The organism is Vibrio floridensis, assembly GCF_021852965.1.
GTDB classification, from domain to species: domain Bacteria; phylum Pseudomonadota; class Gammaproteobacteria; order Enterobacterales; family Vibrionaceae; genus Vibrio; species Vibrio floridensis.
Window position 1 is genome coordinate 312017 of record NZ_JAKGCY010000001.1, and the last position, 24529, is coordinate 336545.

The 24529-nt window shown below is 48.5% G+C and carries 20 protein-coding genes and 1 pseudogene; 6 read left to right on the top strand and 15 right to left on the bottom strand.

The window, feature by feature from the left end; genetic code table 11:
• Window positions 1-137 precede the first annotated feature (137 nt).
• On the top strand, window positions 138-995 hold the full coding sequence (gene yghU / locus LZU85_RS01285) for a glutathione-dependent disulfide-bond oxidoreductase (protein WP_237286168.1): 858 nt from the start codon (window positions 138-140) through the stop codon (window positions 993-995).
• A gap of 72 nt (window positions 996-1067) precedes the next feature.
• Here yghU and LZU85_RS01290 read toward each other — a convergent pair whose 3' ends face one another.
• Window positions 1068-2414 carry an HD-GYP domain-containing protein gene (locus LZU85_RS01290; protein WP_237286169.1) on the bottom strand — a complete coding sequence of 449 codons (1347 nt, stop codon included), beginning with the start codon at window positions 2412-2414 and terminating at the stop codon, window positions 1068-1070.
• Window positions 2415-2530: 116 nt separating this feature from the next.
• Entirely contained in the window at window positions 2531-4339 is a 1809-nt protein-coding gene (locus tag LZU85_RS01295) for a Na/Pi cotransporter family protein (protein ID WP_176299140.1), read from the bottom strand.
• Window positions 4340-4528: 189 nt separating this feature from the next.
• Here LZU85_RS01295 and LZU85_RS01300 point away from each other — a divergent pair, with 189 nt between their 5' ends.
• Window positions 4529-7279, top strand: a complete 2751-nt coding sequence (locus tag LZU85_RS01300) for a M16 family metallopeptidase (protein ID WP_237286170.1) — start codon at window positions 4529-4531, stop codon at window positions 7277-7279.
• Window positions 7280-7387: 108 nt separating this feature from the next.
• Here LZU85_RS01300 and LZU85_RS01305 read toward each other — a convergent pair whose 3' ends face one another.
• Entirely contained in the window at window positions 7388-7873 is a 486-nt protein-coding gene (locus LZU85_RS01305; protein WP_176299142.1) for a VOC family protein, read from the bottom strand.
• Window positions 7874-8060: 187 nt separating this feature from the next.
• Between LZU85_RS01305 and LZU85_RS01310 the strand changes: the two genes are divergently transcribed.
• Window positions 8061-8936 (top strand): LysR family transcriptional regulator, encoded by an 876-nt coding sequence (locus LZU85_RS01310; RefSeq protein ID WP_237286171.1) that lies wholly within the window; start codon window positions 8061-8063, stop codon window positions 8934-8936.
• A gap of 28 nt (window positions 8937-8964) precedes the next feature.
• On the opposite strand, the gene LZU85_RS01315 is transcribed toward LZU85_RS01310, so the two are convergent.
• From LZU85_RS01315 to LZU85_RS01325, 3 genes are all read right to left on the bottom strand, one after another.
• On the bottom strand, window positions 8965-9906 hold the full coding sequence (locus LZU85_RS01315) for a LysR family transcriptional regulator (protein ID WP_237286172.1): 942 nt from the start codon (window positions 9904-9906) through the stop codon (window positions 8965-8967).
• Between the two features lie 370 nt (window positions 9907-10276).
• Window positions 10277-11362 carry a calcium:cation antiporter gene (locus tag LZU85_RS01320; RefSeq protein ID WP_176299144.1) on the bottom strand — a complete coding sequence of 362 codons (1086 nt, stop codon included), beginning with the start codon at window positions 11360-11362 and terminating at the stop codon, window positions 10277-10279.
• A 33-nt stretch (window positions 11363-11395) separates the two neighbouring features.
• The gene (locus LZU85_RS01325; RefSeq protein WP_237286173.1) at window positions 11396-12019 is read right to left on the bottom strand and encodes a DedA family protein; all 624 of its coding nucleotides are present in this window, start codon (window positions 12017-12019) and stop codon (window positions 11396-11398) included.
• A 348-nt stretch (window positions 12020-12367) separates the two neighbouring features.
• On the opposite strand from LZU85_RS01325, the gene LZU85_RS01330 reads away from it, so the two are divergent.
• Window positions 12368-13180 (top strand): substrate-binding periplasmic protein, encoded by an 813-nt coding sequence (locus LZU85_RS01330; protein ID WP_065090882.1) that lies wholly within the window; start codon window positions 12368-12370, stop codon window positions 13178-13180.
• Window positions 13181-13266: 86 nt separating this feature from the next.
• Here the strand turns inward: LZU85_RS01330 and LZU85_RS01335 are convergent, their stop codons facing one another.
• The 9 genes and pseudogenes from LZU85_RS01335 to LZU85_RS01375 form a co-directional block, all read right to left on the bottom strand.
• Window positions 13267-14685 carry an ATP-binding protein gene (locus LZU85_RS01335; protein WP_237286174.1) on the bottom strand — a complete coding sequence of 473 codons (1419 nt, stop codon included), beginning with the start codon at window positions 14683-14685 and terminating at the stop codon, window positions 13267-13269.
• Window positions 14675-15331 carry a response regulator gene (locus LZU85_RS01340; RefSeq protein WP_237286175.1) on the bottom strand — a complete coding sequence of 219 codons (657 nt, stop codon included), beginning with the start codon at window positions 15329-15331 and terminating at the stop codon, window positions 14675-14677. The genes LZU85_RS01335 and LZU85_RS01340 overlap by 11 nt, the downstream gene beginning before the upstream one ends.
• 3 nt (window positions 15332-15334) lie before the next feature.
• On the bottom strand, window positions 15335-15964 hold the full coding sequence (locus tag LZU85_RS01345) for a tetratricopeptide repeat protein (RefSeq protein WP_045618959.1): 630 nt from the start codon (window positions 15962-15964) through the stop codon (window positions 15335-15337).
• Window positions 15965-15977: 13 nt separating this feature from the next.
• A complete protein-coding gene (locus LZU85_RS01350; RefSeq protein ID WP_237286176.1) occupies window positions 15978-16784 on the bottom strand; it encodes an SDR family oxidoreductase in 807 nt (268 codons plus the stop codon).
• A gap of 9 nt (window positions 16785-16793) precedes the next feature.
• Window positions 16794-17477 (bottom strand): iron-containing redox enzyme family protein, encoded by a 684-nt coding sequence (locus tag LZU85_RS01355; RefSeq protein ID WP_224638775.1) that lies wholly within the window; start codon window positions 17475-17477, stop codon window positions 16794-16796.
• A gap of 513 nt (window positions 17478-17990) precedes the next feature.
• Window positions 17991-18986: pseudogene (locus tag LZU85_RS01360) on the bottom strand (AMP-binding protein); the annotation flags it as partial.
• Window positions 18987-18995: 9 nt separating this feature from the next.
• Complete coding sequence (locus LZU85_RS01365; protein WP_175546629.1) at window positions 18996-19538, bottom strand: thermostable hemolysin; 543 nt, start codon at window positions 19536-19538, stop codon at window positions 18996-18998.
• A 279-nt stretch (window positions 19539-19817) separates the two neighbouring features.
• Window positions 19818-20909: a GGDEF domain-containing protein gene (locus LZU85_RS01370; RefSeq protein ID WP_332189851.1), complete on the bottom strand. Its 1092-nt coding sequence runs from the start codon at window positions 20907-20909 to the stop codon at window positions 19818-19820.
• Window positions 20909-21250: a putative pterin-binding protein gene (locus tag LZU85_RS01375; protein ID WP_237286178.1), complete on the bottom strand. Its 342-nt coding sequence runs from the start codon at window positions 21248-21250 to the stop codon at window positions 20909-20911. Before LZU85_RS01375 ends, LZU85_RS01370 begins: the two co-directional genes overlap by 1 nt.
• A gap of 642 nt (window positions 21251-21892) precedes the next feature.
• Here LZU85_RS01375 and LZU85_RS01380 point away from each other — a divergent pair.
• Window positions 21893-23173, top strand: coding sequence for a carbohydrate porin (locus tag LZU85_RS01380; RefSeq protein ID WP_237286179.1), 1281 nt, complete (start codon window positions 21893-21895; stop codon window positions 23171-23173).
• 332 nt (window positions 23174-23505) lie between these two features.
• A complete protein-coding gene (locus tag LZU85_RS01385; RefSeq protein WP_206638200.1) occupies window positions 23506-24510 on the top strand; it encodes a LacI family DNA-binding transcriptional regulator in 1005 nt (334 codons plus the stop codon).
• The last annotated feature ends 19 nt before the right edge of the window (window positions 24511-24529 follow it).

Consider the following 24529-nt stretch of genomic DNA (forward strand, 5'->3'; position numbering starts at 1 on the left):
GGGTACTGAGCTCAGAAAAGATATATAACCGATCGTTCTAGTTAAGACGAGTTTCGTTGGAAAGTATTCCTTTTAATTTGAGGTCTAAGGACTGATATTAAACAGGTAATTACCTCCAAACCAAAAAAGGACACATCATGGCAAATACCTATACTCCTCCAGCAGTCTGGACCATGAATGAAGAAAACGGCGGTCAGTGGGCGAGCATCAACCGTCCAGATTCGGGTGCGAGATTTGAACGCGAGCTGCCAGTTGGCTCACACCCACTCCAGCTTTACTCTATGGGTACACCCAATGGTCAGAAGGTGACCATCATGCTGGAGGAGTTGTTGGCTCTTGGCGTGAAAGAAGCCGAATACGATGCGCACATCATCAAGATTGGCGATGCGGATCAGTTTTCATCGGGCTTTGTGGCGGTGAATCCAAACTCAAAAATTCCCGCCTTGGTTGACCGCTCCGTGGCTGAGTCGATCAATGTGTTTGAGTCGGGTCATATTCTGCTTTATCTCGCCGAGAAGTTTGGCAAATTGCTGCCTACGGATTTAGCGGCGCGCACTCAAGTCATGAACTGGCTATTCTGGCTGCAAGGTTCAGCTCCCTACTTGGGCGGTGGTTTTGGCCATTTTTATGCTTACGCACCAGAGAAATTTGAGTACCCGATTAATCGCTTCACTATGGAAGCCAAGCGTCAACTTGACGTGCTGGATAAGCAATTGGCGAAACATCGTTACCTCGGCGGCGATGAATATTCGATTGCTGACATTGCCGTTTGGCCTTGGTATGGCAACCTTGTGCTGGGCAAACTGTACAATGCGGCTGAGTTTTTAGACGTGGCGAGCTACCAGAACGTGGTGCGTTGGGCGAAAGACATTGAACAACGTGACGCAGTAAAACGTGGCCGTATCGTCAATAAAACCTGGGGCGAATCGTGGGAGATGGTGGAAGAGCGTCACAGCGCCAGTGACATCGATCAAGCGTTAGCCAGCCAAGCTTGATCATCCTGTCTATTTATTCAAAAGCCTCTGAAATCAGAGGCTTTTCTTTTACGCTGTGTTTTTTGTGGCCAGTTAGGCCGTTAACGTGGTCGGCGGTGAAAGCGACATCGTGGTCTGCGTTTCCGCTTGCTCGCACGGTGTTGAGAGTTGTTGTTCAGAATCTTCAACACTGATTTGGTAGCAAGTGTTGAGATTGCGCGCGAGATGATCGTAAACATCGGCATCCAACTTACTCTGTATCACCATCGGCCGCATGATGTTGGTGATCTCTTGTGGCGACAACTTGTTGCGATAGGGACGGTTTTGCGACAGTGCTTGAAACACATCGGCAATGGCGATAATACGTGATGGGAGATCGATCTGCTCAGCCGTTTTTCCGTACGGATAGCCACTACCATCTAACCTTTCATGGTGATTAGACGCCCATTCGCTAAGTTTCGAGTTGGGGAATATCATTTTTAACGCAACATCGGTATCGACGGTGTGCCGTCTGATGTGAATATATTCGTTTTCCGTTAGAGGTCCTTCTTTATGCAAGATCTCGTCTGGGGTTCTCAATTTGCCAATGTCATGCACCAATCCAGCCACGTAGATCAGCTTGCTGGTCGATTTTGGCAACCCCATTCGATTGGCAAGATATTCACTGAGTTCTGCCACTTTGAGTGAATGCTGATAGGTGAAGGGGCTTTTCGCATCGACAATGCCTGCAATAAACCGCCCGAGCTGAGTTAAGGCCGACAACGAGAGGTCTTGATGTAGCCATTTGAGCTGGTTGAATGAAAATGGGATGGTTTCAATGTGGGTCGCATCCATCGCAAACCAAAATCCGTCTTTGTGAATCAAAGTAATCAACGCATCAACAAACGTAGGACAAAATAAGCTCCCTTTATGCAGAGTGAGCTCCTCGGTGATCGCTTTTTTGTACAAAGTGATGAGATCCTGATGGGTGTTTTTCAGATATTTTGCGCGTAAAAAATCCAGCCGGTCCGCCAAGTAAATGAGAGCAGCAACATCTTTTTCATAGGGGCTGATAGGGGCGTGCTGTAAATGAAGCCAGTCGGTATGGTGGTAGAGAATGATGTTAGAAAATTGAGCCAGTAACTCACACTGCTCGAGGGCTTGAAAGCCGATGTGGCAGTGATGCTCACTTTCACTGGGCAGCATATCGCTAATCAGGTGGGAATGTTCTGTGGTTTGTGAAACGCCACAATCATGAATCAGCCCAGAAAGAAAACAAAACTCTTGCTTTTTCTTTTCCCAGCCAAGTACTTGTGCACATTGATAGGCGATGTAAGCGACACGATGATTATGATTTAAATCATCAACACCAACGTAATCGAGTGCGCGTGCCACCCATATCAAGGCGTGTTTGAGATCGACGCTAAACGCATCTCTACTCACGGGTTTGATGGCTTCCATATACCGCTCCTAGCCGAGTGACATTGTTGCTAAACTTATATGAGTCTTATTGCTTAAATCTTAGTCCAATAGTAGGTTTTCAGCCAATTTGACCTTAGTCGCATCCTAAGGAAAAACTAATTTTGTATTTCGGTGGAAATGTCCCGTTGGCGTAATTGAAGCTTCGAAATGCGCTTAGTAAGGGTATAAATGCGTTTGAGTGTTTCCACCCATTCCATTTCATAACGAAAAATGCGCAGACGGTTGGGTTGCTCTTCCGATAAACGCTGCGCTTGGTGCGCTAACACTGCGTCAATCAGTGAATTCAGTTCACGTTTGGCATTCAAAACCAACTGGGCCGTGGCGGGATCATCGCGACGAATGGCGTTAACGCAGTCGAGCAAAGTTCGGTTCACTTTGTCTTGCACGGTATCTAAGGTGGTGCGCATTTGTGGGCTTATCACAATATCGTCGTTGAGCGCCTTGTAAGCCAATGGTAATAAAGAATTCACCACCAAATCCGCGATGCTTTCCAGTTGGTCGGTGATGCTGATCAGCTTAATTTGCCGCGCGCTTTGCGCATCGGAGAGCGGCTCGCGACGCAGGCGACCCAAATAAGACAAGATCGTGCTGTGCAGTTGATCAACCTCTTCTTCAATCGATTCAATCTGGTTGAGTGTCTCGCGCACCATTTGAGTTTCTTGTGCATCTTTGCACTTTGGTGCCAATGGCGGCAGCATGTTGAGCATATTACACACCCTTCTGCCAACTCGCCCGAGCTCGAGTTGCGCTTGGTCGAGCGCGATATCGGGTGTAGGCAAAAAGGCGTCGTTGATGTATTTGGTTTGAACGGTGGCTTCGCTTTTTTCGGTTGACGTATGAGGCAAGAGCTTGCGAACCAGCCAAACAAATACGCTAGCAAACGGAAGCATGATCAAGGTGTTTAACACATTAAACAGAGTGTTGGCATTAGCGATTTGTCGCGGCAGTTCAGCGGCCATTCGCTCTGTCCCCAAGAGCTCAGGATGAAGCGGAGATAGCATGATCGCCAGCTCGCTCAATACGCTGATCAGAGGTAGCCAAATAATCACGCCTATGACGTTAAAAATGATGTGAATGGTCGCGGCCTGCACCGCCTCTCTTGGTTTACCTATTGCTGCCAACACAGCAGTAACACAGGTACCAATATTGGCACCCATTGCCAATGCAATCCCGGTTTCGAGTGGAATAAAACCTTGGCCAGCAAGCACAATCACAATCCCTGTGGTGGCAGATGAAGATTGGACCAAAGCCGTAAAGGCTGCGGCAATCAAAATTGCCAGCAACAAGTTATCCATGTGCGCCATCAAATCAATAAAGGGTTGATAGCTTCGCAGCGGCGCCATCGCTTCACTCATCAAATTCATTCCAAGAAAGATCAAACCGAGGCCAAACAGCATATTGCCGTAGTGTTGAGTGGTTTCCTTTTTTGAGGTGAAAAACATCATAAAACCGATCGCCACCATCACCAATGCCGCCTTGGTGACTTTGAAGGCGATGATTTGCGCGGTGACCGTGGTGCCGATGTTGGCTCCCATGATGACGCCGACCGCTTGTGGTAGAGACATTAATCCGGCAGAAATAAAACCGACCAGCAGCACCGTGGTCACTGATGAAGATTGAATGATCGCTGTAATGCCCGTGCCCGTCAGTACCCCTGCGACACGGTTGGTGGTGAGTTTGGCCAGCCACTGTTTCATCTTATTGCCTGCGGCGCGTTTGAGCGCATCAGACATTTTTTCCATGCCGTAGAGGAAGATCGCCAGCCCACCTAAAAGCCCGACCGTCATCGGCAGATAGTCGATTTCTTGCGCGCCAGAGGCGGCCAATAAAGGGAAGGAAGGAAATGAAGCCAGCACGAAAAGTACTGAGCGAGGAAAAGCAAACACACGGCTTAAACTCATCATAGCAACCACTCAAATTGTTTTAATTATCACTAATAAGAATAGACAGGTTTCGCATGGCAAGGGGAAAAGCTTGTTCGCCGATTTCTGCGACTGATCTCCTGAAAAAAGGTTATCGTATCTATATAAAATAGGTTGAATAGATGGATGGCGATATATTCTGTAGATAAATTATTACTAGGGACGAGATTTATGCGAAGTATGTTGTTCTTCCCAGCATTACTACTGTCAGGTTGTGCTTTAACCCCCAACTCCACGCCATTACAACAAGATGCCAACTGGACAGTTGGTCAGTTACCCAATGGCATGAAATACCACATTTACCCCACAGATGATCAGGAGATCTCGCTGCGTTTGACCGTCAATATCGGTTCCTTCCAAGAGAGTGAGCAGCAGAAAGGGTACGCGCATTTTGTGGAACATATGGCCTTTAACGGCAGTCAACATTTTGCTGGCAATGATGTGATTAAACTCTTTGCGCAAGCAGGAGGTAGCTTTGGCGCAGACATCAATGCGTTCACGACGTACCAGCAGACCACTTACAAGCTGGAACTCAATGATGCCAGTCATCTACAACAAGCATTGGTTTGGATGCGCGATGTCAGCGATGGCATTGAGTTTGATCCTCAAGAAGTGGAAAAAGAGAAAGGCGTCATTCTTGGTGAGTGGCGTCGTGCTCGCCCGGAAGACAAGCCCTTTGCATTGAATGCCTACTATGCGTCGATAGATGACACTGTTTATGAGAAACATGATCCGATTGGCGATCGAGAATCGATTGAAAACGCCACGGCGGAGTCATTGAAGTCGTTCTACCAAACTTGGTATCAACCGCAATATTCAGAGTTAATCATTACTGGCAATGTTGGCGTTGAAGAGATCACCACCCTCATTGAAGAAAAATTTGCCAATTGGCAGACAACGGCCAATAACGTCGTTGAAAAACGCCGCGACATTCCGGTGAAAACGGAGCCTAGAGTGTTGTTTAGCAGCGTGATGGAATCGCCAAGTGTTCATTTTGCTATCGACCGCGGGTTTGTAGGCATGAGCACATCAGCACAACAACAACAGATGTGGCATGACGACGTGAGCGCTAAGCTGATTCAACAGCGTCTCTACTCGGTGCTCAATGACGCTGCGGAGCCGTATCAATATGTTTATGCCAATGCCTTCGTCAATAACTACAGCCGTATGCTCGCGGGTGGTGTGTCATACGCGCCAGGTCAACGACACGAAATGCATCGCCTTTTTGTCGAAACACTCGCTTCGCTGCGCGATTATGGCGTCAGCCAAGCAGAGCTTGACAGTGTGATGTCGGCGTATCAAACAGAACTAACTAACTTAGACAGTGATTGGCAGCAACGGAAACCCTTTCATATTGCGGACAACCGTGTCATCGATCTTGACCAAGGCAGTGTCAGTCAATCGAAGCAGAGTTATCAAGCTCATTTAACCCAATTTATTGCCCTCAATACATTGGCGATCGCAAACGAGCAATTACAGGGTCTACTTAAAGAAGAGCCTGTGTTCATCATGGGCTTAGGCAAAGGTGAGCATATGGCCACTTGGGCGAAAACCCCCAAGCAGATTGCGGCCGCGTATCAGCGACCGGGCGTAAAACCTTTGACTTTGGCAGTGAAGAATGAGGGCTTCCTTCAGCCCGTTATCGATGGCCAGATTGTCGATATCCGTGACCATGACGGTGGTTTTAAGGTCTATTCGCTATCCAATGGTGTGGAAGTGTGGTTCCAGCAGGATGCACAAGCGGGTAAACGTGCCTACCTCAATTTTGCAAGTCTAGGAGGCAAAGCAGCGATAGATCCAAGCTTGTATCCTGCTTATGACATAACCACTCTTGCGGCCATTCGCAGCGGCTTAGGCACGTTTTCTGGCACAGAACTGGACAGCTATTTGCGCAAACATGATTTGATGATCAATCCCATTTTGGGTACCACCTATCATGGTGTTGAAATGATCGGCGCCAAAGAAAAATTGGCCATCACTTTGAATGCGCTCTATAACCTAGCAACAGAGATCAATGTTGAACCACGTCAACTGGATGCAGTGAAGAAAGAGTTTGAGCAAGACAGTACCGCATTTTTAAGAGCAGGTATCGGACAACTGGTTTTACAGGCGAATCGTTCCGTCTATTTACCTTCTACTCGTCATCGTCTTGTCACTGGAGAGCAAATGGAGCGCGTGACCGCTGAGCAAGTTCAAGCGATTCACCATGAGCTTTTCGGCAAAAATCATGGCTTCAAAATGGTGTTGATTGCGGATCTCACGCCAGAACAAGTTGCCCCTTTACTAAGACAGTATGTGGCGTCCATCGAGCTACAACCGGCCAATGCACTGAGTTATAACGTCGCCTATCAACCGAACTTACCCGACAGCACCGTGGTGAAAGAGGGAAGTCAAGAATCTTCTTTGCATTGGGTGCGAGTAGTAAACCAGAATGTTGCCGCGAAAGTGGGCAAAGATATGTTTATTGAAGACATGCTGCAACGTATCGCCTCTGCTCGTATTTTGGATCAAGTGCGTGAAAAAGCGAGTTTGGATTACAACCCAGCGGTGTATCCGGTAATGCAAGATCAAGAAACGGTGTCAGATTGGGTCTTTGAGTCGCAGATCGCCCCCAAAGACGCCAAATTGATGGGTCAACAAGTTGAACAGGTGATGGCTGAGTTGGCGGAAAACATCACGCAAGAGGAAGTCAATACCGCAGCAAAACAACTCAGTGCCGATTTGAGAGCCTTGGACAGCGATCCCCGTTTTCGTAACGGCTTCTATATCCGTTATTTGATCAACCGCTATGGTATCGATGCGCTAGTGTCTTACGAGAAAACCGCGCAAAGCGTGACCTTGGAAGAGGTTCAACAAAGAGCACAAAGCACCTTTGGTGAAGGTGTGAAGCGGATGACGTTTGTCCTAGAGCCTAAAGAGTAGTGCGCCAATTGGTTGGTGGTGTTTACCACTAACGGTGTTTTACGCCAATAAAAATGGATTAGCTTTTCGGCTAATCCATTTTTTACGCTAATCTATTGTGCTCTGCGATTACTCGTAATCTGAAGCGTAGGTTTCTTCGTAGGTGTGCGAGTAAAGCTCAAACAAGTTACCAAATGGGTCTTCTAGGTAGACCATTTTCGCTGGCTTGTTGTCGTCTTCTGGGTGGTAACGCATGATGTCCATACGCACTTTACCGCCAAACTCTTCTGTGCGTTTAATGACGCCTTCAAAATCATCGGTTTGTAGACAGAAATGGAAGATGCCAAGGCGAGAGAAATCCACAACGTGACGCTCTTGACGTTCTTTCATTTCAAATAGCTCAACGCCAATGCCGTCGGTGGTGACTAAGTGAGCAATGTTGAAGCCTTTAAAACCCTCGCCAAATACTGCAATACACATTCTGCCGATGGCGCTTTCACGCTCTTCCACCACTTTGGTGTTGTTCATAACGATTTTTAGGCCAAGTGCATGGGTGTAAAATTCTACCGCTTTATCCATGTCACCGACCATGATGCCTACGTGATTCATTTTCATTTTTCTGCTCCAAACGCTCGTGAGTTCGATTCGTTGATTGGTGTCGATCAGCAAATCCCGTTGATTGCTGAATCCGTTTCGATGGAGAGAGTATAGGGAGTTATAATTATTACTTGAAATTATCATAATTTATTACTTTAATAATTTTTTGTTTTTATCATTAAGCAATCACTTAGGTGGGCAAGCGATGTTAAATCCAGTTTGGCTGACGACTTTTAAAACCTTAATTGAGGTCGGCCACTTTACCAAAACCGCTGAAAAGCTTTTCATGACTCAACCGGGGGTCAGCCAACACATTCGCAAGCTGGAAGAGAGCTGCGGTGCTGCGCTCATTGAGCGGGACAAAAAGAGTTTTGAAATCACCGAAGCGGGGCAGCGTGTTTATCAATACGCAAAACAGTTGGAAAGTGAGCAAGCCGAACTGCTGCAAAGTCTGCAATTTGATAATCCACATGCGGGGGGCTGCCGGGTGGCCTGTTCGGGCGCTTTGGGGTTAAAGCTTTATCCGCAGCTGCTCGATTTACAATGTAAATACCCAGAACTGATCCCCCAGTTGGAAGTGGCGCCCAATCATAAAATCATTCAAGCGGTACTCAATGGCGAAGCCGATTTAGGCATTGTCACTCACTTGCCGCAACCGGCTTTGTTTGAAGTACAAGCGCTGGGCTCGGATGAACTTTGTCTGTTTTATCCCGCCAAGTTTAAAGGGGAAACGCTCGCCAGTATTATCGAGCTAGGTTTGATTGAACACCCTGATGCGCCGCACTATTTAGAGCTCTATTTGGCGCTGTGTGGGGGAGTTGAGCAAGGCTTAGATAGACGACAGGTTCAAAGCTCAGGCTATGTGAATCAGCTGAGCCAAATTCTTTTGCCCGTCGCTCGGGGGCTTGGATTCACCGTATTACCACGCTCGGCAATGAGCCAATTTTCATTGACGGAGCACTTGGCCATCTACCCAAGCGCTCAGAGAGTGGAGGAATCTCTTTACTTAATCAGCAAAAAAGCGCGCACTCTGCCAGCACGCTTTGAGGTGGTGGCGCAAGCCATACGACAAGCGCTGTAGGTATATTGGCACGAAAAACGGGTTGCGGTTATTGAGGTGTGGAGGCAGAGCCTTGCTCTTGTAGCGCTTCGGCTAATTTTCTCTTTAGCCATAATATCGTTGGGCTTGCTTGGTACTTCTCATGAAAATAAACGTTGATGTCGGTATTGAGTGGCGTGGGGCCAAAAGAAATATCGATAGAGCGCAGGCCCGATTGGCCATCAAGGTTTAAATAGCGTGAACCAAGAAACAGCATATCGCTGTTTTTGGTCACCTCAATCACCGCCGAAGGCAACTCTGAGCGAAAGCCGACCTTAGCTTGGTGCCCATAGATTTGCAGGAGTTTTTCCGCGACAGATTGGGTGTAGTTCCAGTCAGCGGCGATCAGTGTGGAAAACTCAAATTGATGGCCATCTTCCACTCGCGCGGTACTTTGTTTATAGGGATGATCGTCACGCACGTAGGCTCTAAAGGTATCTTTAGCGATGGTGGTGTGTAGCACCTCTTTCGGCAAACGTTCTATGGCGTAGTTCAAACCAAGATGCACCTTATCATTCACGATGTCCTCGACGCTGGATTTCCCCCAATTAAGAAATTGGATTTGAGCGTTGGGAGCTTCTGCGCGAATCAAGGTAAACAGGCGTTGGGCAATCCCAGTCAGCAGAAATGGGGAGACAACAATTCTGAGCGGCCTATCAATTTGGCTCGGGTCAAACCCACCAGAATAGTTCACCACATGCATCAAATCGTTCATCACTGGGGCCAGTGATTCGGCGAGTTGTTCGGCAAACTCCGTGGCTTTGAGCCCGTGATAGGTCTTCACAAAGAGCTCATCACCGAATGAGTCTCTTAAGCGCTGTAGCGATTTACTCACCGCCGGTTGAGAGATAAAAAGCCTCTCGGCGGCTTTACGCATGTTTCTTTCTTGGTTGAGAATCAAAAAAGTTCGCAATAAGTTAAGGTCGAGTTTTGAAAAGAGATCTCTTGCCATTTACTGGAGTCCAAACCATCTGAAATCGCTGTGTAGCATGAGTATAAGTGATTGAGAGATATAAGCGATACCTGTTCGCCATCGCCGTGATTGTCACGGCAATTTGCTAAGGGGATCTGTTACAAATAGACGTAAAATGGCAAGCCAAAGCCAATGAACAGTGCGCCAAAAATGGTCAAACGGAAAAAGTGGTTCATGATGCGAGTCAACATATCAGGGCCTCTTGAATGAGTGGTGGGTTTGTCGCTGCAATACCCGAGTAAAGAGTAGAAAAAGGTGATATCCCTATCTGTTTTTCCCTGAGCCGAGGCTAGTTTCACGTTATGGTTTTATGTTTCGCATGTGGTGTCAGTTCGTGGTCTAGCGAGAACTAGTCGAACATCAACACCACGTAAGCGATGAAGAGTACAAGGTGTGTCGCGCCGTTGAGTGGGTGCGTACGGCCGCTGCTAAAGGTCATCATTGAGACCAATATCGTTGCGACTAACAACACCATATCGGCGGGACCCAATCCAAGAATCACCGTTTCTCCTAAAAATACCGCAATGAGCAGTACCGCGGGCACCGTGAGTGAAATGGTCGCCAATACCGAGCCGTAAAAAAGATTCATCGCACGCTGCAACTGGTTATTGAGTGCCGCTTTAATTGCGCCCACACCTTCCGGCGAGAGGATAATCATCGCCACGATGAGTCCACCCAGCGCAGAGGGGGCGCCTAAGGTGTTGATGCTTTGGTCAATCGGGATCGCAATGCTTTTGGCAAGGCCGATCACTAACGCTAAATTTGCCACCAAAAAGAGTGCGTGATAACCGATAGAGCGAGTTTCGTGATGCTCATGTTCAGTCTCTGACACATCGTTAATGAAATAGTCGGTATGGCTCTTGGTTTGGATAAAGAGAAACACACCATACAGCAGCAGTGACGTCACGATCAGCGTGAAAATCATCACGGTCGACATGCCACCAAAGCTGTCTTGAGAAGTAAAGTTTGGCAAAATCAGGCAGATGGTCACCACTGGAATAATCGCGGCGATATAGGCTTTCAGCCCTTGAACATTGTATGCCTGAGAGTGATACCTTAACCCGCCAATCAGCAAAGTGATACCAACCAAACCGTTCATGACCCCCATCACGACCGCAAACATAGTATCTCTTGCCATTACTGGGTTTTCAGAGCCCGTCAGCATGACTGACGAAATCATCGCCACTTCCAGCAGCACCACCGATAACGTCAAAATCAAGGTGCCATAGGGTTCGCCGAGCTTATGGGCTAAGGCATCCGCATGTCGCACAACCGCGAATATCATCACCATGGTCACGGCGAATAAAATCAACACAGAAAGAATACCCAGTGGTGACATCAAATCATGGCTGAGTAAGTCGTTCCCTTTGAAGAGAAACGTGGCAACCGTGAGCGAACCTAGTAGGAAAGAACGAGTTTCATGAGCGTGTTTCATCTTGTTCCTCAACGTGACAAAAAGTGGTTGAACTTATCGTTGGTTGAAATAACGAATGACGATGCCAAACAGGGTAATAAACATCAATGTTAGGCTGACGCCGACCAATCCTTTTATCAGTATGGCTTGATAATTTTCGAACATAGGGTTGAGTAGGGTGAATTTTCCTATCAGCAATAAAAGAGCCACCCACAATAATGAACTCGATAAATTCGAGAAAAATACTTTGATGGCATTTAATCTATTCACTCCCATCATCATTGGCGTTAGCACGCGTACAAATGGAATAAAACGCGAAACAAAGAGGGATAAAAAACCGTATTTCATCAACAGTGTTGTCGCTCTCGCTAATGTGCCATTGGGTAAGATGCCTTCTAGTGAACGATGAACGCGGCTCTGCCTGAGCAAGAACCCTTGCCAGTAAGCCACTAAACCGCCAAGGCTGGCTGCTAAGGTGAGCAGAATGATACTCTCGGTCACAGGCAGCACCCCCAATGCCACCATGCCACCGGAAAAAATCACCAAGCTATCGCCGGGAAGCGGCAGAAAAACAAACGCCGATTCCAAAAATAAAATAGCGGTCAAAATAATCAGTAGATACTTTGAATTCTGTATAACATCGAAATCACTTGTGATTAACGCAGTAAAAAACTCCACTGACTTTCTCCCTTTAGAAATAACCACCGACAGCAAGTCCAGCGAGAAAAATAATAATTAAGTACACAAAGGCTAATATTCTTGAAATGTTCATAATTTTATATTCCTTATTACTTGGTCTTTGCGGAATGGCGATTTAACAGTGGTGTTTTGCTTCAGTCACGCTCGCTATTGGCTGGTTTCTCTGTTCGATAGGTATTGTATTGGCGGCAGAATGGTCGGTCTAATGAAAGCCCTTCAACACCATAATAACCATGAGTTATTAATGAATTCGTTCGCCAAGCTTCACAACAGGAGAGAGTGGCGCTGCTATAGTTTAAGGAATGGCAAAAAGGGACTGAGGTAGTTATGCGGCTATTACTGGGATGTTTCATTGCGCTTTGCAGTTATGTCACTGTGGCGAGTGCCACAACAGAGATCATCATGGGCTATCGCACCACCGCGAAAATGCCTTATATCCATGCAGAGCCGAGTGATGATGGCTTCTATTTCGAGTTGTATGACGAGGCGGCCAAACGGATTGGTGCAAAACTCAAAGTAGTGCGTTTGCCAAAGTTACGTGTTTTGATCGCCTTGGAAGCGGGGGAGATTGACTTCTACCCTGGCTTTGCCTTTGATGAGGAACGAGCCAAATATGCTTATTGGGTACCCAATGGCACCTATCAACGTGATGTGGCGATCACGCTCAAAGGGCGGCCGCTCATGACGCAGGCAACCAGCCTTGATGGGCTTACGCAGCTGGTGGCGCTGGGAAATCCAGATTATTTGGTGGGGCGCGACACGTCACAGATGGATCAACTGACGGTGTCAGAACTCGATGTCGGCCGAGCCATGACCTTTTTGCGTCGAGGTCGCGCGGATTTTTATGTCTATGAAGAAGATACACTACGTTATTTTCTCAAAACCGAAGGGTCGAGCGATATGATGATTCACCCTCAATTTGTCGATCGCAGTTCACCTTCTTGGGCGGGATTTAGTCGCAATTCTGCTCTATTTGAAGGCCAAGAGAATCCGGCCTATGACCCCAACTTACCTTTGGCTTGGGATAACATGCCGATGCGGCTAGTGCCAGGCTCGGTGATTGACGAGTTTCAGCAAGCCCTTCACCAAATGGAAATGGAAGGTTGGACGCAAGCTTTGTACCGCAAGTATTTTGAGTGATTGCGATAGCTTAATTGCAGTCAGAGAAAAGGCGCCAACAGCGCCTTATGGTCATCTAGTTCACCTTTTCTGCCCGTTAGGGCAGGTTACGGGTTGGTTCGCCAAAAGCGCACACGAAACACATTGCGATGCTCGCGGCGAGGGAGCAGTTCGAGTGTGGCGTTGTGCAACTTGGCGATGTCTTGGCAAATCGCCATGCCCAAACCTGCACCATCGCCTTTCTCGCTATTGGCGCGGAAGAAGGGTTCAAACAACTTACCACGGCTGGCTTCGTCAATTGGGTTGCCATTGTCGGCCACCAATACATCCACATATTGATCGGTTTCCACTACGCTGATGTCAATGTCGCTTTGAGCGCCTGAGTAGCGGATTGCGTTATCCAGTAGGTTACGAAACAGCGCTTCGAGCAGAGTTTTGTCACCTTGCAACGACACTTCTGCGCTCTGCAAACTGAGCTCTTGTTGCTGCTTTAAGGCCAACAACGCCATATCCGCCATCACGCTTTGCAGCAGCTTATCAAGTTCAACGCTGTCGCACGCCAGCTCGCTGGCGTTTTCTACCTTAGCCAAGGTTAGCAGCTGGTGAATCAAACGGTCGGTACGGTCGATGCCTTTGAGGATGTTATTGAGGTCATGAGAAAGTTGCTGTGGATTCTCGCTGGCGAGGGCATTCTCTGCATTCAGGCGCAAAATGGTCAGGGGTGTTTTCAGCTCGTGCGCCGCAGTGCGCGTAAAACGTTTTTCGCGCTGCCATGCTTGCTCTAACGCGCTGAGCAACTGGTTGAGAGCATCCACTAACGGGGTGAGCTCCTGCGTTGGTTGATCCACTTCAATACGATCCAACTTGTTGGCGCTGCGGTGGCTGATGGCAGCGCGCAGTGATTCGATCGGGCGAAAGTTCTTATCAATTAACCACAACAAAATCACCAACAACGCGGGCAATAAGATCAGTTGTGGCAAAGCGGTCGAGAGGGCAATTTCACTGATGATTTCATTGCGAATGCGATGATTTTCCGCCACCACAATCCATTCGGAATAACCGGATCCTGCGGGAGAGGATAGCTGAAAAATACGCCAGCGTTCACCATTCATTTGAGTATCACGAAAGCCGTTTTTTTGCGTCTCTGAGCCCAGTGCCGTCAACGATGAATCGGAGCTCCAAATCAGCTCGCCATGGCGGAAAAACTGCAATACCAGATTTTGCTCGTAAGGATGGCCAAACGCGGTGCCTTCGTCATCGTCTTCTCGGGCGAGGCGGCGTAAGTTGGTGCGCCACTGCTCAAACTGTTGTTGGTGCTGCTGCAAACTGTCTTTTTCGGGGGCGATGGACCATGCCATCAACATCAGTTTTGCCGTTTGACCCAAGCGCGCGTCGTACACTTCTCCCACTTCATGCTGCGCAGAGCTGTAGCTGAAATACATGGTCATGATCAGTAAAAAGCAGGAAAGCAAGCTCACAGAGAGCGTTAAGCGTCGCTTGATGGAGAAGGGTTGGCTACTTTTCAATGATGTACCCCACGCCACGGATATTTTTAATCGGCACGTTGGGTGCCTTTTTGCGCAAGTTGTGAATGTGCACTTCAATGGCGTTGTCGCTGGCAGTGTCATCCCAACCGTGCAGAGACTGCTGCAACTGATCTTTACTCATCACTCGCCCAGCATTGGTCATTAACGCCGCAAGGATTTTAAACTCGTTACGCGTCAGTTTTAAAACGGCCTCTTGATAACGAATGGATTGGTCGGAGAGGGAGAGGCTCAATTCGCCCACTTCAATCACTTCCGTTGCGCTACCAGATTGACGACGAATCACCACTCGCAAACGGGCCAACAGCTCTTCTAGCGCAAAAGGTTTGCCCAGATAATCGTCCGCGCCTCGGTCTAAACCTTGGACGCGATCTTTGATGTCGTCTCTGGCGGTCAAAATCACCACAGGCAAGTTGAAGCCCGCACTGCGAATGTTGCGCAGCACGTCTAAGCCGTCGATATCCGGTAAGGTTAAATCGAGGATCACCGCCGTGAAATCTTCAGTTTTCAGTGCGCTGGTGACGCCCGAGCCTTTTTCTAACCAATCAACCGTATAGCCATGGCGACTTAGCGAAGTCACCATGGATTGGCCAAGCAGTGTGTCGTCTTCAATCAGTAGTAATCGCATGATTTATTTCAGTTTCTCCAATGCGGCATCAATTTCAAGTTGTCTGCCTTTGTCGGCCAAGAGTCGATTGAGGCGCGGCTCAGCTTGTTTGGCGCGGGTCAAATAGACTTTGGCTTCTTTGCTTCGCCCATCTTCTGCTAGAAAGTCTCCATAAAAATAGTTGGGATCAATGCCTTTTGGGTTGATCTCTAACGCTTTTTTCAACATTTCTTCCGCTTTTTCGTCATCGCCAAAGCCCAGTGGCCAGCCAGGGACTTTGTAGTAGAGCGACCCCAAGCTGGTGTAGGCCGAGCCATCGAGTGTATTCGGGGCGGTGGCAATCACTTTTTCCAGCAACGCTTTCGCTTCCTTGGCTAAGGACAATGCACCCAAACCGCCTTGCGCTCCCGCGAGGGAGGCTTTGTTAATCGCAAGCCAAACGGTGAGTTCGGGATTGTCCGGCATCTGCTGTAACATGGCGGTATTATGCATGATCAAGTTTTCTAAACACTTGATTTTTTGATCCTCATCTTCTACCTGATATTGGCATACCGCCCATTTGCTTTGCACATCCTGCAATGGGGTGACAGCAAAGCTGCTGGCGGAAAGCATGCTGAGCGCTAAGATGCTCGAGGTCGTTAAAATACGTTTCATAGCGAACTCCTTTTCAGTGACTGGTTCGGTTGATGAACTGTTCAATGGTGTGTTGCTGTTTGCGAATGGCGTTGGCCACGACGCTGGGCAGCAGTTGATTGAGCCGAGCAAAGAGCTTTTCTGGCCAGCCTATCCACTTGGCTGCGATCTCTTTTTCCAGCATGAGTACGATGTGGTCAGCGACCACTTGTGGGTCGTCGCTGCGATTACCCAGTTGTTGGTTCATTTGCACCACGGCCTCGGAATTGAGGGATGTTGAGGTGGCTCTAGGGGCAAGATAGAGCACGCGAATTTCCTCTGCCGTCAGCTCTCGATCCAGCGCTTCGCTAAAGCGATGTAATCCCGCTTTGGCCGCGCAATAGCTGCTGTAGCCGGGGTAGCCAATGGATCCAAACGTCGAGCCAATGTTGAGGATGATGCCAGGGCGGCTCAGCCAAGAGAGCGCCGCTTGGCTGAGCAACATGGGTGTTAGCAAGTTGAGTTTGAGCTCTTGTTCTAGCTCGTGGGCGCTTCGCTGACTCAACGGAGCAAACGCGTTGCAGCCTGCGTTGTTGATCAACACATTGATGCGCTGATGATTCTCGTAGTGTTGCTGCGCAAAGCGATTCACGGCTGTAATGCCTTCCTCACTCGCCAGATCGGCCAGTAAAATATGGTGGCGTTCTGCACCTGAGAGCTGATTTTTTAAGGCGCGCAGTTTTTGCTCATTGCGTCCTTGTAAAATCAAGTTTGCACCGAGCCTTGCGAGGGTTTTCGCCGTTGCTTGGCCAATGCCGCCAGTGGCACCGGTGAGCAATATGTTTGCCTGTGAAAGTTGCATAGTGCCTCCTTAAGCCGCTTGTTGCTGTGTGTGCTCGCCTAACGAGCGCAGCATTTCACCGTAGAGTGAAAAAACCATATTGGCGGAGTCGATGATCACTTGTTGGTCGTTTGGATCGGTAATTTGATTCATTAAGCGTTCAAAAAACTGCAAGTGACTCTGGTCGAGCACACTGTGCGAGGTGAGGTAACTCATCGCTTCGCTAGGAAGTTGCAAGGTGCGTTGAATTTGCTGAGCCATTTGGCCTCCAATGCCGACACTGGTGCCTTCCAATACCCACACCATGCCAAACAGGGCGAGTGGATTGTGGCGATCGATGTGGTGATAGAGATAGGCCACCATCAACTCAATGGCGCGTCCCGCTTTGCCTTCGCCAAGATTGTTTTTCACCGCAATGGCATCACCGCCACAGGCGCGAATGTCGTTTAAGATCCACTCTTGGTGCCCTTTTTCTTCGTCGATGTATTCTGCCAACGCTTCTCGTACCCACTCGTATTGGCCGGATAAGCGCCCTCCGCATGCCATGAGAAGCGGCACCGTGTGTTTAACGTGGTGATAAGCTTGGGTGAGAAACGCAATATAGAGGGATTTGGAAATCGCACCACTCATCACTTGGCCGATCACTGGTGCTTGTAACATCTCTTGCTGTGCAGTGAGTGTGTGTTGTTTGAGTTGGTCGAAAAATGTGTGCATGGGCACCTCCGTTGGCAAAGTCGTCGGCTGTTTGGTGAGTTCGGTGATCTGAACGGGATGTTGTAGAAAATGGGTTGGCTGCAGTGTTAGCAAAAACGCAGCATCGCGTTCCACGTTTTGTCGTTGCAGCTTGCCATTGGCCGTAAACCAGTCGCTGATCGTGGTGAGTTGCTCAACCTCAATCAAATAATGGATGCGGGCATAGTCAGGTAACGATGAGTTTAAGGTAATGAGTTGCTGAGCAAGCTGCGAGCTCGGCTGGGCGATGGCGCAAAGCGCCTGTTGGCCATCCCCCGTGACAATAAAAGGCTGTCCGGGTAAGAAAATTTGCGCTTGAGATTCAAGCCACTCAGGGCAAACATTGCGTCCGTAAGCGGTGATGATCAGGTTTTTCTTGCGACCAGAAAGGTGGACATAGCCTTGTTCATCAATGCTGGCGAGATCCCCAGTGGCTAACCACTCTTGCTCAAAAGGCTGTTGCAGATAACCCAGAGCACTGTTGCCTTTGACCAGCAATTCACCATCGTCGGAAATACGGACTTGGCAATGGGGCAGTGGCTGTCCACAACTGCCTACTTGATGATTCTGGGGCAGATTCAAACAAACCACCGATCCACATTCCGATAAACCATAGCCTTCAAAGGCCGGAATGCCGAGACTATGAGCTTGATGAATCAGCCCCGCGGCGACTTTTGCGCCGCCTACCGCGACAAAGCGCAGCGAATGGGCCAGTTCTGGCTTAGCGTGAACCACGCCAATCAATGCCATCAACAAGGCGGGGGTAAGCACCAGTGTGGCTGGGTGATAGTGCGCCAGAGCCTTGGCAAAGAGAGCAGGGTCAAATTGGCTTGAGCCTAATAACCCCACCTTGTGGCCTGGCAGAATGATGGATGGCAGGCCAAGCAATAAGGGCACGTAAATTCCGGTGATGTTTTCCAGCAAGGTGGAAAGTGGCAGCAGCACCAGATGTTCCCCTTGAGTTAAAGCGAGCCCGTTGGCTAACGCTTGGCTGACATTGGCCAAATGTTCGTGGCTTAAACAGACCCCTTTTGGGTTTCCTGTTGAACCAGAGGTGAAGGTAATTTTCCCTGTATTAGGCAGATACTCCACTTCTCCGTCACAAGGGCGATGATAAAGCGCCAGCCCAGCCATTTCACCGAGGTATTGTTGAGCATCAGATTGCCAATCACCCAATAAATAGGTGATCCCTGCCGCTTCTAAACTGTGTGCCACTTGCTGCGGTGAAAAGAACATCGGGATTGGCACGATCACCACGTTGGCCATAATCGCAGCGAGATCGACAATCAGCCAATTGAGGCTGTTTTCTGCTCGTAGCGCCAATGCCGAGATGTTGCGCTCTTGCAGTTGTTGCGCTGTTTGGCGGACCGCCTTCAGCAATTGCTGATAGGTGTAGCTCTGCTCGCGGCCTTCGTCATTGAGGCCGAAGAAAGCCACTTGCTCTGGGCGCTGTTCCGCATATTGCTGCAAGGTTTGAATGATGAGGTTCATGCTTTCCTCCTAGGCGTGGCGCTGCGAGCGTTGAAAGAGGGCATGCAAGCGGTCTAGCCCTTTTCTCAGGTTTCCGGCCAGAATGCGTGGCTGGTGCTCGTAGTAGCTGCCCCAACTTTCTGCATTGGCGAGGCAGTTTGGATCAGCGCGAGCAATCTCCTGTGGCTCTAAGCCCATGCGAGTCATCAACGCATGTAGTGGGTCGGTGGCAGTAAAAATGCACCATTCGAAACCCATGGAAACCAACATCTCGGCCATCAAGTAAAAATGGATGGGAGAGGTGCCTTTGGTGAATGAGGCCAAGTGGCCAAACTCAATTAAGTTGGCACGTTGGATGTCTGAGGCAAAACGTTGGGACAGCACATGTTCGGCGGGCTGATCTAAATACTGCTCAAGAAATAGAGGCTCATCTGCCGCAATACGAAATCCACACAGAGAAAGCAGATGGCCTTGATGCGCCAACACCAAGTAAGCGGGCATGAACTGGTGCAAATGGGCGGAAAAGGCCAGCTCATAACGCTGTTGGACATACTCAACCGCCGCCTCCCACATGGGATGTTGTGGATAGACAATCTCTAAGCTCACTTCTTGTAACTGAGCCGTGCCCAGTTTTGACCCAGCAGGCTGTTGTGATGGCTGTGCGGTCGAGAGTGATGGATTCCGTTTCATGATGCGCCCCTTAACTCGTTGGTTACTGACAAGGTAAGAGGCGAAACTTAAGAAACCCTTAAGAGGCCAAACTTTTTTGTATCGACATGAAGAAACAGCGCCGAAATGGCGCTGAAAATGAAGAAAAATAGAGTAAGCCAGAAAGGCTAAGGTGATTTTGCTTTATCGAGAAAACTTCATGCGGTACATGCGCTTATCGGCGATGTTAATCAAAGTATCTACGTTGCTCGAATCTTCAGGGAAACATGCTCTGCCGATGCTGGTAGAGAGTTTCGCTGGGCCATTTTCAAGTTGAATGGGCGGCACAAACAGTTGATGGATCACTTGGTTAAGTACCTGATGTTCATCATCATCCGTGTGTTGGCACAATATGGCAAACTCATCGCCTCCCATACGGCATACTCGCACTTGACTGTGTTCGAGTTGGCGCAACCTTCGTGCGACTTCTTTTAACGCAAGGTCACCAGCTTGGTGACCAAGGGTGTCGTTGATGGTTTTAAAACCATTGAGATCAAGTAAGTAAATAGAAAAACGGGCGTTGGCTTCCATCATCTTTTCAATGTGGAGAAACAAACCAATGCGGTTGGGTAGCTGAGTCAGGGGATCCGTCAGCGCCATTTTTTTGTGGAAACGCGCTTCTTTAAAGAAAAAATATCCCATGATGCCAGCACAAAGTACGAAGATGCCTAACAAGACAAACTGAGCTTGATATAAGAGCTGAGCTTGAACTTGTTGCTGTCGGTAAAGTGGGCTCGCCAAACGAAAATTGCGCGCCACATAGTCAATCATTGACAGATAGAGCTTGTCTGCGCCGCGATGAAACAATACCGCTGCATTTTCTTCGCCTGCGACTGCACGTTGCAATGTGGGCTCCAGTGCTTGGAACTGCTCGAACAGTTCAACAAAAAAAACACGCACTTCAGCGCGGGATAAAAACGAGTCACTTTCTCTACTGTTGATGAGCAGATCAAAACGGCTCCAAGTTAACTCATATTTGAGTTCAACCCGTTTAATGTTGTAGCTGTTCTTTTCAGCGTGTCTCGATTCACTGACCAAATCAGAAAGCTCTTTCGATAGGTTAAAGAGAAACCAAGTGGCTTGGTTTTGCGAATCGGAATAGGAGCGCGCGAGTGTTCGGGTTTCCTTCAATAACAATATGTTTGCTAACAACAAACTTAGTGTGATCGCCAATAGCGTGAGCTTTGCGGTCGTGGAAAAGGGGCTTTTATACAAACTTGTCTGTGTTTTGTGCATCATTGCGCTATATATATTTGATTTATTTGCCAAACCATCTGTGCATGGTAGTACTCAAAGTTCAGTTCTTTCGGAAATGAACTTTGAGGGTAGATCAGCCAAAATGGCCCTTTATCTCGAATTTTCATTGGCTTACCGTTCTGCCAATAAGCGATGATCGGCTGATATTTTTCGATGTCTTCTTTCTTTACGTCTGCCGCATAGTCATTCAGTGCGCGTATCGTGACCTGAGGGGGGATAAATCCATAATACTTAGTCAGAATAGTGCTTAGTTTTACGCCAGTAAACTCGGTTGGTTCATTGACCCACGGAAGCTCGGTCACGTACAGCGTGGCTTCCATTTTTTCTAAGTCTTGTATTGTTACCTCAATGGGCAAAGCATCAACGAGCTGAATTTGAAAACTCTCGCTATGGGCGAAAGGAGCCAGAAAAAGGCTCAGAAATAGAGCAAAACATCTCATCCGTGATGCCTTCTAGTTATTGATTCTGACAATATTATAACCCTAATATGCTGGTTTTATAACCTTGTTGTGTTGTTTATTTGAACTGTTAAACAACGGGATAGACTGCAAGTCAGGTGTAATCTGTTTTAGTATTAAGACGATAGTAAATCGAGAAGTGAAAGTGTTGGATGCAGTATATGAATTTGATTCACACACCCTCTAGCGTTGTTTAAGCGTAGGTGAACTGTGAAAACTTTCACTGCCATGAAAAATTCACAATCCACTCAGTGAAAACTGGGCCTGCCCTCAATAAAAAATGTGATGACATTAGTCAACCGCCATGAAATGAAACCGATTTCAAAGACAGTAACGCTAAGGTTTTTTCTTCTATCTAACTGATATAAAAACAGTATCTTCTGCTGAGTGAAGCTCTTGGCGTTTCATGGCTTGCAATGGTCGACAAGCCTGTGAAGCGGGGCGACATTTTCAAACCTTTCATTCCCTACTATGGCAACCAATAACCATAAACAGGGAACGCTCATGAAAACCTTACAACTTTTACCTCTTGCTCTTGCGGTGGCCTCTTCGCTTGCTTCTGTCTCTGCCTTTGCAACCTCGGAATCTGACCTTGATGCGTTAGAAAAACGCATTCAAGAGCTCGAGGCCAAACTGGAAACGGCTTACGTCTACGATCAACAACCTGCGGTGCTCACGCCAGACACCGAAGTGCCGCTGGGCATTGTGTTTTCCGGCTACGCACGTTACGGCGCGCACTATGCAGCGGGGGACAACCGCTACGTGCAAGTGGGCAGCAGCGGCGCGGCGGTGGGCCGTTTGGGTAATGAAGCAAACGGTGGCGAGTTTCAGCTTGCGAAAGCCTTTAAGACCGACGGCGGTGCGATTTGGGACATCGTCTTCATGATGGATCAATGGGGTATTGATCAATGGAACTCACCGGGTGGTTTGAATTTGAAAAAAGCCTATGCGGGTGCCACCAATTTGTTTGAAAGCCAGCCTGAGCTTTATGTGTGGGCGGGGCGTGATTTCCATCAGCGTCCACAACAAGGGCTAAATGACTACTTTTGGATGAGCCACGATGGCCAAGGTGGCGGCTTCAAAAACCTTAACTTGGGCGGTGCGAAGTTTGACTTTGGCTTTGTCGGCCAAGTGGACAACGGGGATGGCGGCGCGCTGGGCAATGACACCGGCATCTATGCCTTAACCTCTCGATTGCACGCGATGGATTTGGGCGCGGCAACGCTCGATCTCTACGCCAACTATGGTTTTGCCTCCGATGAAGCTGAGGCAGCAAAACAAGGAGAAACCGCTTGGCAAGTGGGCGCGGTGGTGGATTTTGGTGGCGGCAATAAGCTGACGATGAAATACGCGGATGGCGCGGATAACTCGGCGTTTGATTTAGCAGGCGATCAACAAGTGACTTACCTCAGCTGGGAAGGCAGCTTTAACCCGTCACAGCCGCTGTATATCGATTACTTGGCCTCTTTCAAAAACATCTCGGGTAAAGATGTGGATGAGAAAAATGAATACTCGGCGATCGTGCGGCCCATGTACAACTGGAGCGATGTTCATTCCACTTGGTTAGAAGCGGGCTACGCGCTGGAAGATTTTGACAACGGCGATGAAAAATCGGGTTGGAAAGTCACGCTTTCACAAAACATCTCGATGCGTGGATTGCCTTGGAGCCGTCCGATGTTGCGCTTTTACGCCACGGTGGGTGATGTAGACAGCACCGTTTCGGGTGTGGATCAAGCCAAGCAAGATACGCTGAGCGTGGGCGCAATGTGGGAAGCGTGGTGGTAACACCTTAACGCGCATGGCCGAAGGGTCGCCTTTGGCCATGCTTTTCGCTCTAGCCTATTTTCTCTCTTAATAGTGAGCTCCCCTTAGTCGATTCGCCTGAAAGATGAACGCCAGTGGTGATGCTTTGCTGTGAACCGCTGCCTTGAATGTCGCTCATGAAACAGTTTCATGAGCGCTAAATAAAGTGAGTTGGCCTTCATTATTTAAGCATTTACTCATTTTAACCCCCACTTGGCTGTGATCTTGATCGCGCGTCTCTAGTGGAGAATAGGAAATACTTAGCGGTATGAAAGCGGTTTCGAAAACAAGGCGCAAACGTTAGGAGCAAACGAGTGGCAACGATTAAAGATGTATCGGAATACGCAGGCGTGTCTCAAGCAACCGTTTCTCGGGTTGTGAATGGCTCTTGCCGCGTTAGCCACGACAAAAAACTCCGCGTTGAAAAAGCGATCCAAGTGTTGGGCTATCGGCCGAACGCCATCGCTCAAGCGCTTGCTTCTAGCCGCACTGGCAGTATTGGCATCATCGTGCCCGAGCTGGGTGGGCCGTTTTATTCCGGCATTTTGCACTGCATTGAAGAACAGTTTCGCCGTTTTGGTTACCACGTGATTGTCACCGCCGGTAACAACAGTGAGCAGAGCCAACGGGAATCGGTGGAATTTCTTCTTGGCAGGCGAGTGGACGCGATGATCCTCCACACGCAAAACCTGTCGGATGACTATTTAATTGAGTTGGAAAGCAAAGGCATTCCGCTGGTGCTGGTGAACCGTTTTATACCCGAGCTCGCCAGCAGCTGTATTGATATTGATAACGAGCTGGGGGGACGAATGGCAACGGAATATCTGTTGCAACGTGGCCACCACAGCATCGCCTGTATTACCGGACCTCTGGACAAATCTGACGCACGGGGGCGTTTACAAGGTTACCGCAAAGCTTTAGAAGCGGCGGGCATCGAGTATGACGAGGCGTTGGTGTCCGAGGCCGGTTTTACCGAAGAGAGTGGCGCAAGTGCCATGCGAAAATTACTCAATCGTGGACACACTTTTTCTGCGGTATTCGCGTGTAACGATCACATGGCGTTTGGTGCTTTCGAGGTAATGAAAGAGCAACGAATTCGAATACCCGAAGACGTTTCTCTGGTGGGGTTTGATGACATTTTGTTTGCGCGCTACTTAACTCCCGCGCTGACCACCGTCAATTTCCCCATTGAGCAAATGAGTCTGGAGGCAGTACAGCTCACTTTGCAAATATTGAATAAAAACAAACGTGACGTGAATTTTCGTCTATCGCCGACCTTGGTGATCCGAGAGTCCGTTAACGTGAGTTCGACCCTATAAAAACCATTAAGGACAATAC

What these genes read in the sequence shown, in the direction of transcription:
- yghU (WP_237286168.1), top strand. Translation starts at nt 138, where the DNA reads ATGGCAAATACCTATACTCCTCCAGCAGTCTGGACCATGAATGAAGAA.
- LZU85_RS01290 (WP_237286169.1), bottom strand. Translation starts at nt 2,414, where the DNA reads ATGGAAGCCATCAAACCCGTGAGTAGAGATGCGTTTAGCGTCGATCTC.
- LZU85_RS01295 (WP_176299140.1), bottom strand. Translation starts at nt 4,339, where the DNA reads ATGATGAGTTTAAGCCGTGTGTTTGCTTTTCCTCGCTCAGTACTTTTC.
- LZU85_RS01300 (WP_237286170.1), top strand. Translation starts at nt 4,529, where the DNA reads ATGCGAAGTATGTTGTTCTTCCCAGCATTACTACTGTCAGGTTGTGCT.
- LZU85_RS01305 (WP_176299142.1), bottom strand. Translation starts at nt 7,873, where the DNA reads ATGAAAATGAATCACGTAGGCATCATGGTCGGTGACATGGATAAAGCG.
- LZU85_RS01310 (WP_237286171.1), top strand. Translation starts at nt 8,061, where the DNA reads ATGTTAAATCCAGTTTGGCTGACGACTTTTAAAACCTTAATTGAGGTC.
- LZU85_RS01315 (WP_237286172.1), bottom strand. Translation starts at nt 9,906, where the DNA reads ATGGCAAGAGATCTCTTTTCAAAACTCGACCTTAACTTATTGCGAACT.
- LZU85_RS01320 (WP_176299144.1), bottom strand. Translation starts at nt 11,362, where the DNA reads ATGAAACACGCTCATGAAACTCGTTCTTTCCTACTAGGTTCGCTCACG.
- LZU85_RS01330 (WP_065090882.1), top strand. Translation starts at nt 12,368, where the DNA reads ATGCGGCTATTACTGGGATGTTTCATTGCGCTTTGCAGTTATGTCACT.
- LZU85_RS01340 (WP_237286175.1), bottom strand. Translation starts at nt 15,331, where the DNA reads ATGCGATTACTACTGATTGAAGACGACACACTGCTTGGCCAATCCATG.
- LZU85_RS01345 (WP_045618959.1), bottom strand. Translation starts at nt 15,964, where the DNA reads ATGAAACGTATTTTAACGACCTCGAGCATCTTAGCGCTCAGCATGCTT.
- LZU85_RS01350 (WP_237286176.1), bottom strand. Translation starts at nt 16,784, where the DNA reads ATGCAACTTTCACAGGCAAACATATTGCTCACCGGTGCCACTGGCGGC.
- LZU85_RS01355 (WP_224638775.1), bottom strand. Translation starts at nt 17,477, where the DNA reads ATGCACACATTTTTCGACCAACTCAAACAACACACACTCACTGCACAG.
- LZU85_RS01365 (WP_175546629.1), bottom strand. Translation starts at nt 19,538, where the DNA reads ATGTGGGAGGCGGCGGTTGAGTATGTCCAACAGCGTTATGAGCTGGCC.
- LZU85_RS01370 (WP_332189851.1), bottom strand. Translation starts at nt 20,909, where the DNA reads ATGCACAAAACACAGACAAGTTTGTATAAAAGCCCCTTTTCCACGACC.
- LZU85_RS01375 (WP_237286178.1), bottom strand. Translation starts at nt 21,250, where the DNA reads ATGGAAGCCACGCTGTACGTGACCGAGCTTCCGTGGGTCAATGAACCA.
- LZU85_RS01380 (WP_237286179.1), top strand. Translation starts at nt 21,893, where the DNA reads ATGAAAACCTTACAACTTTTACCTCTTGCTCTTGCGGTGGCCTCTTCG.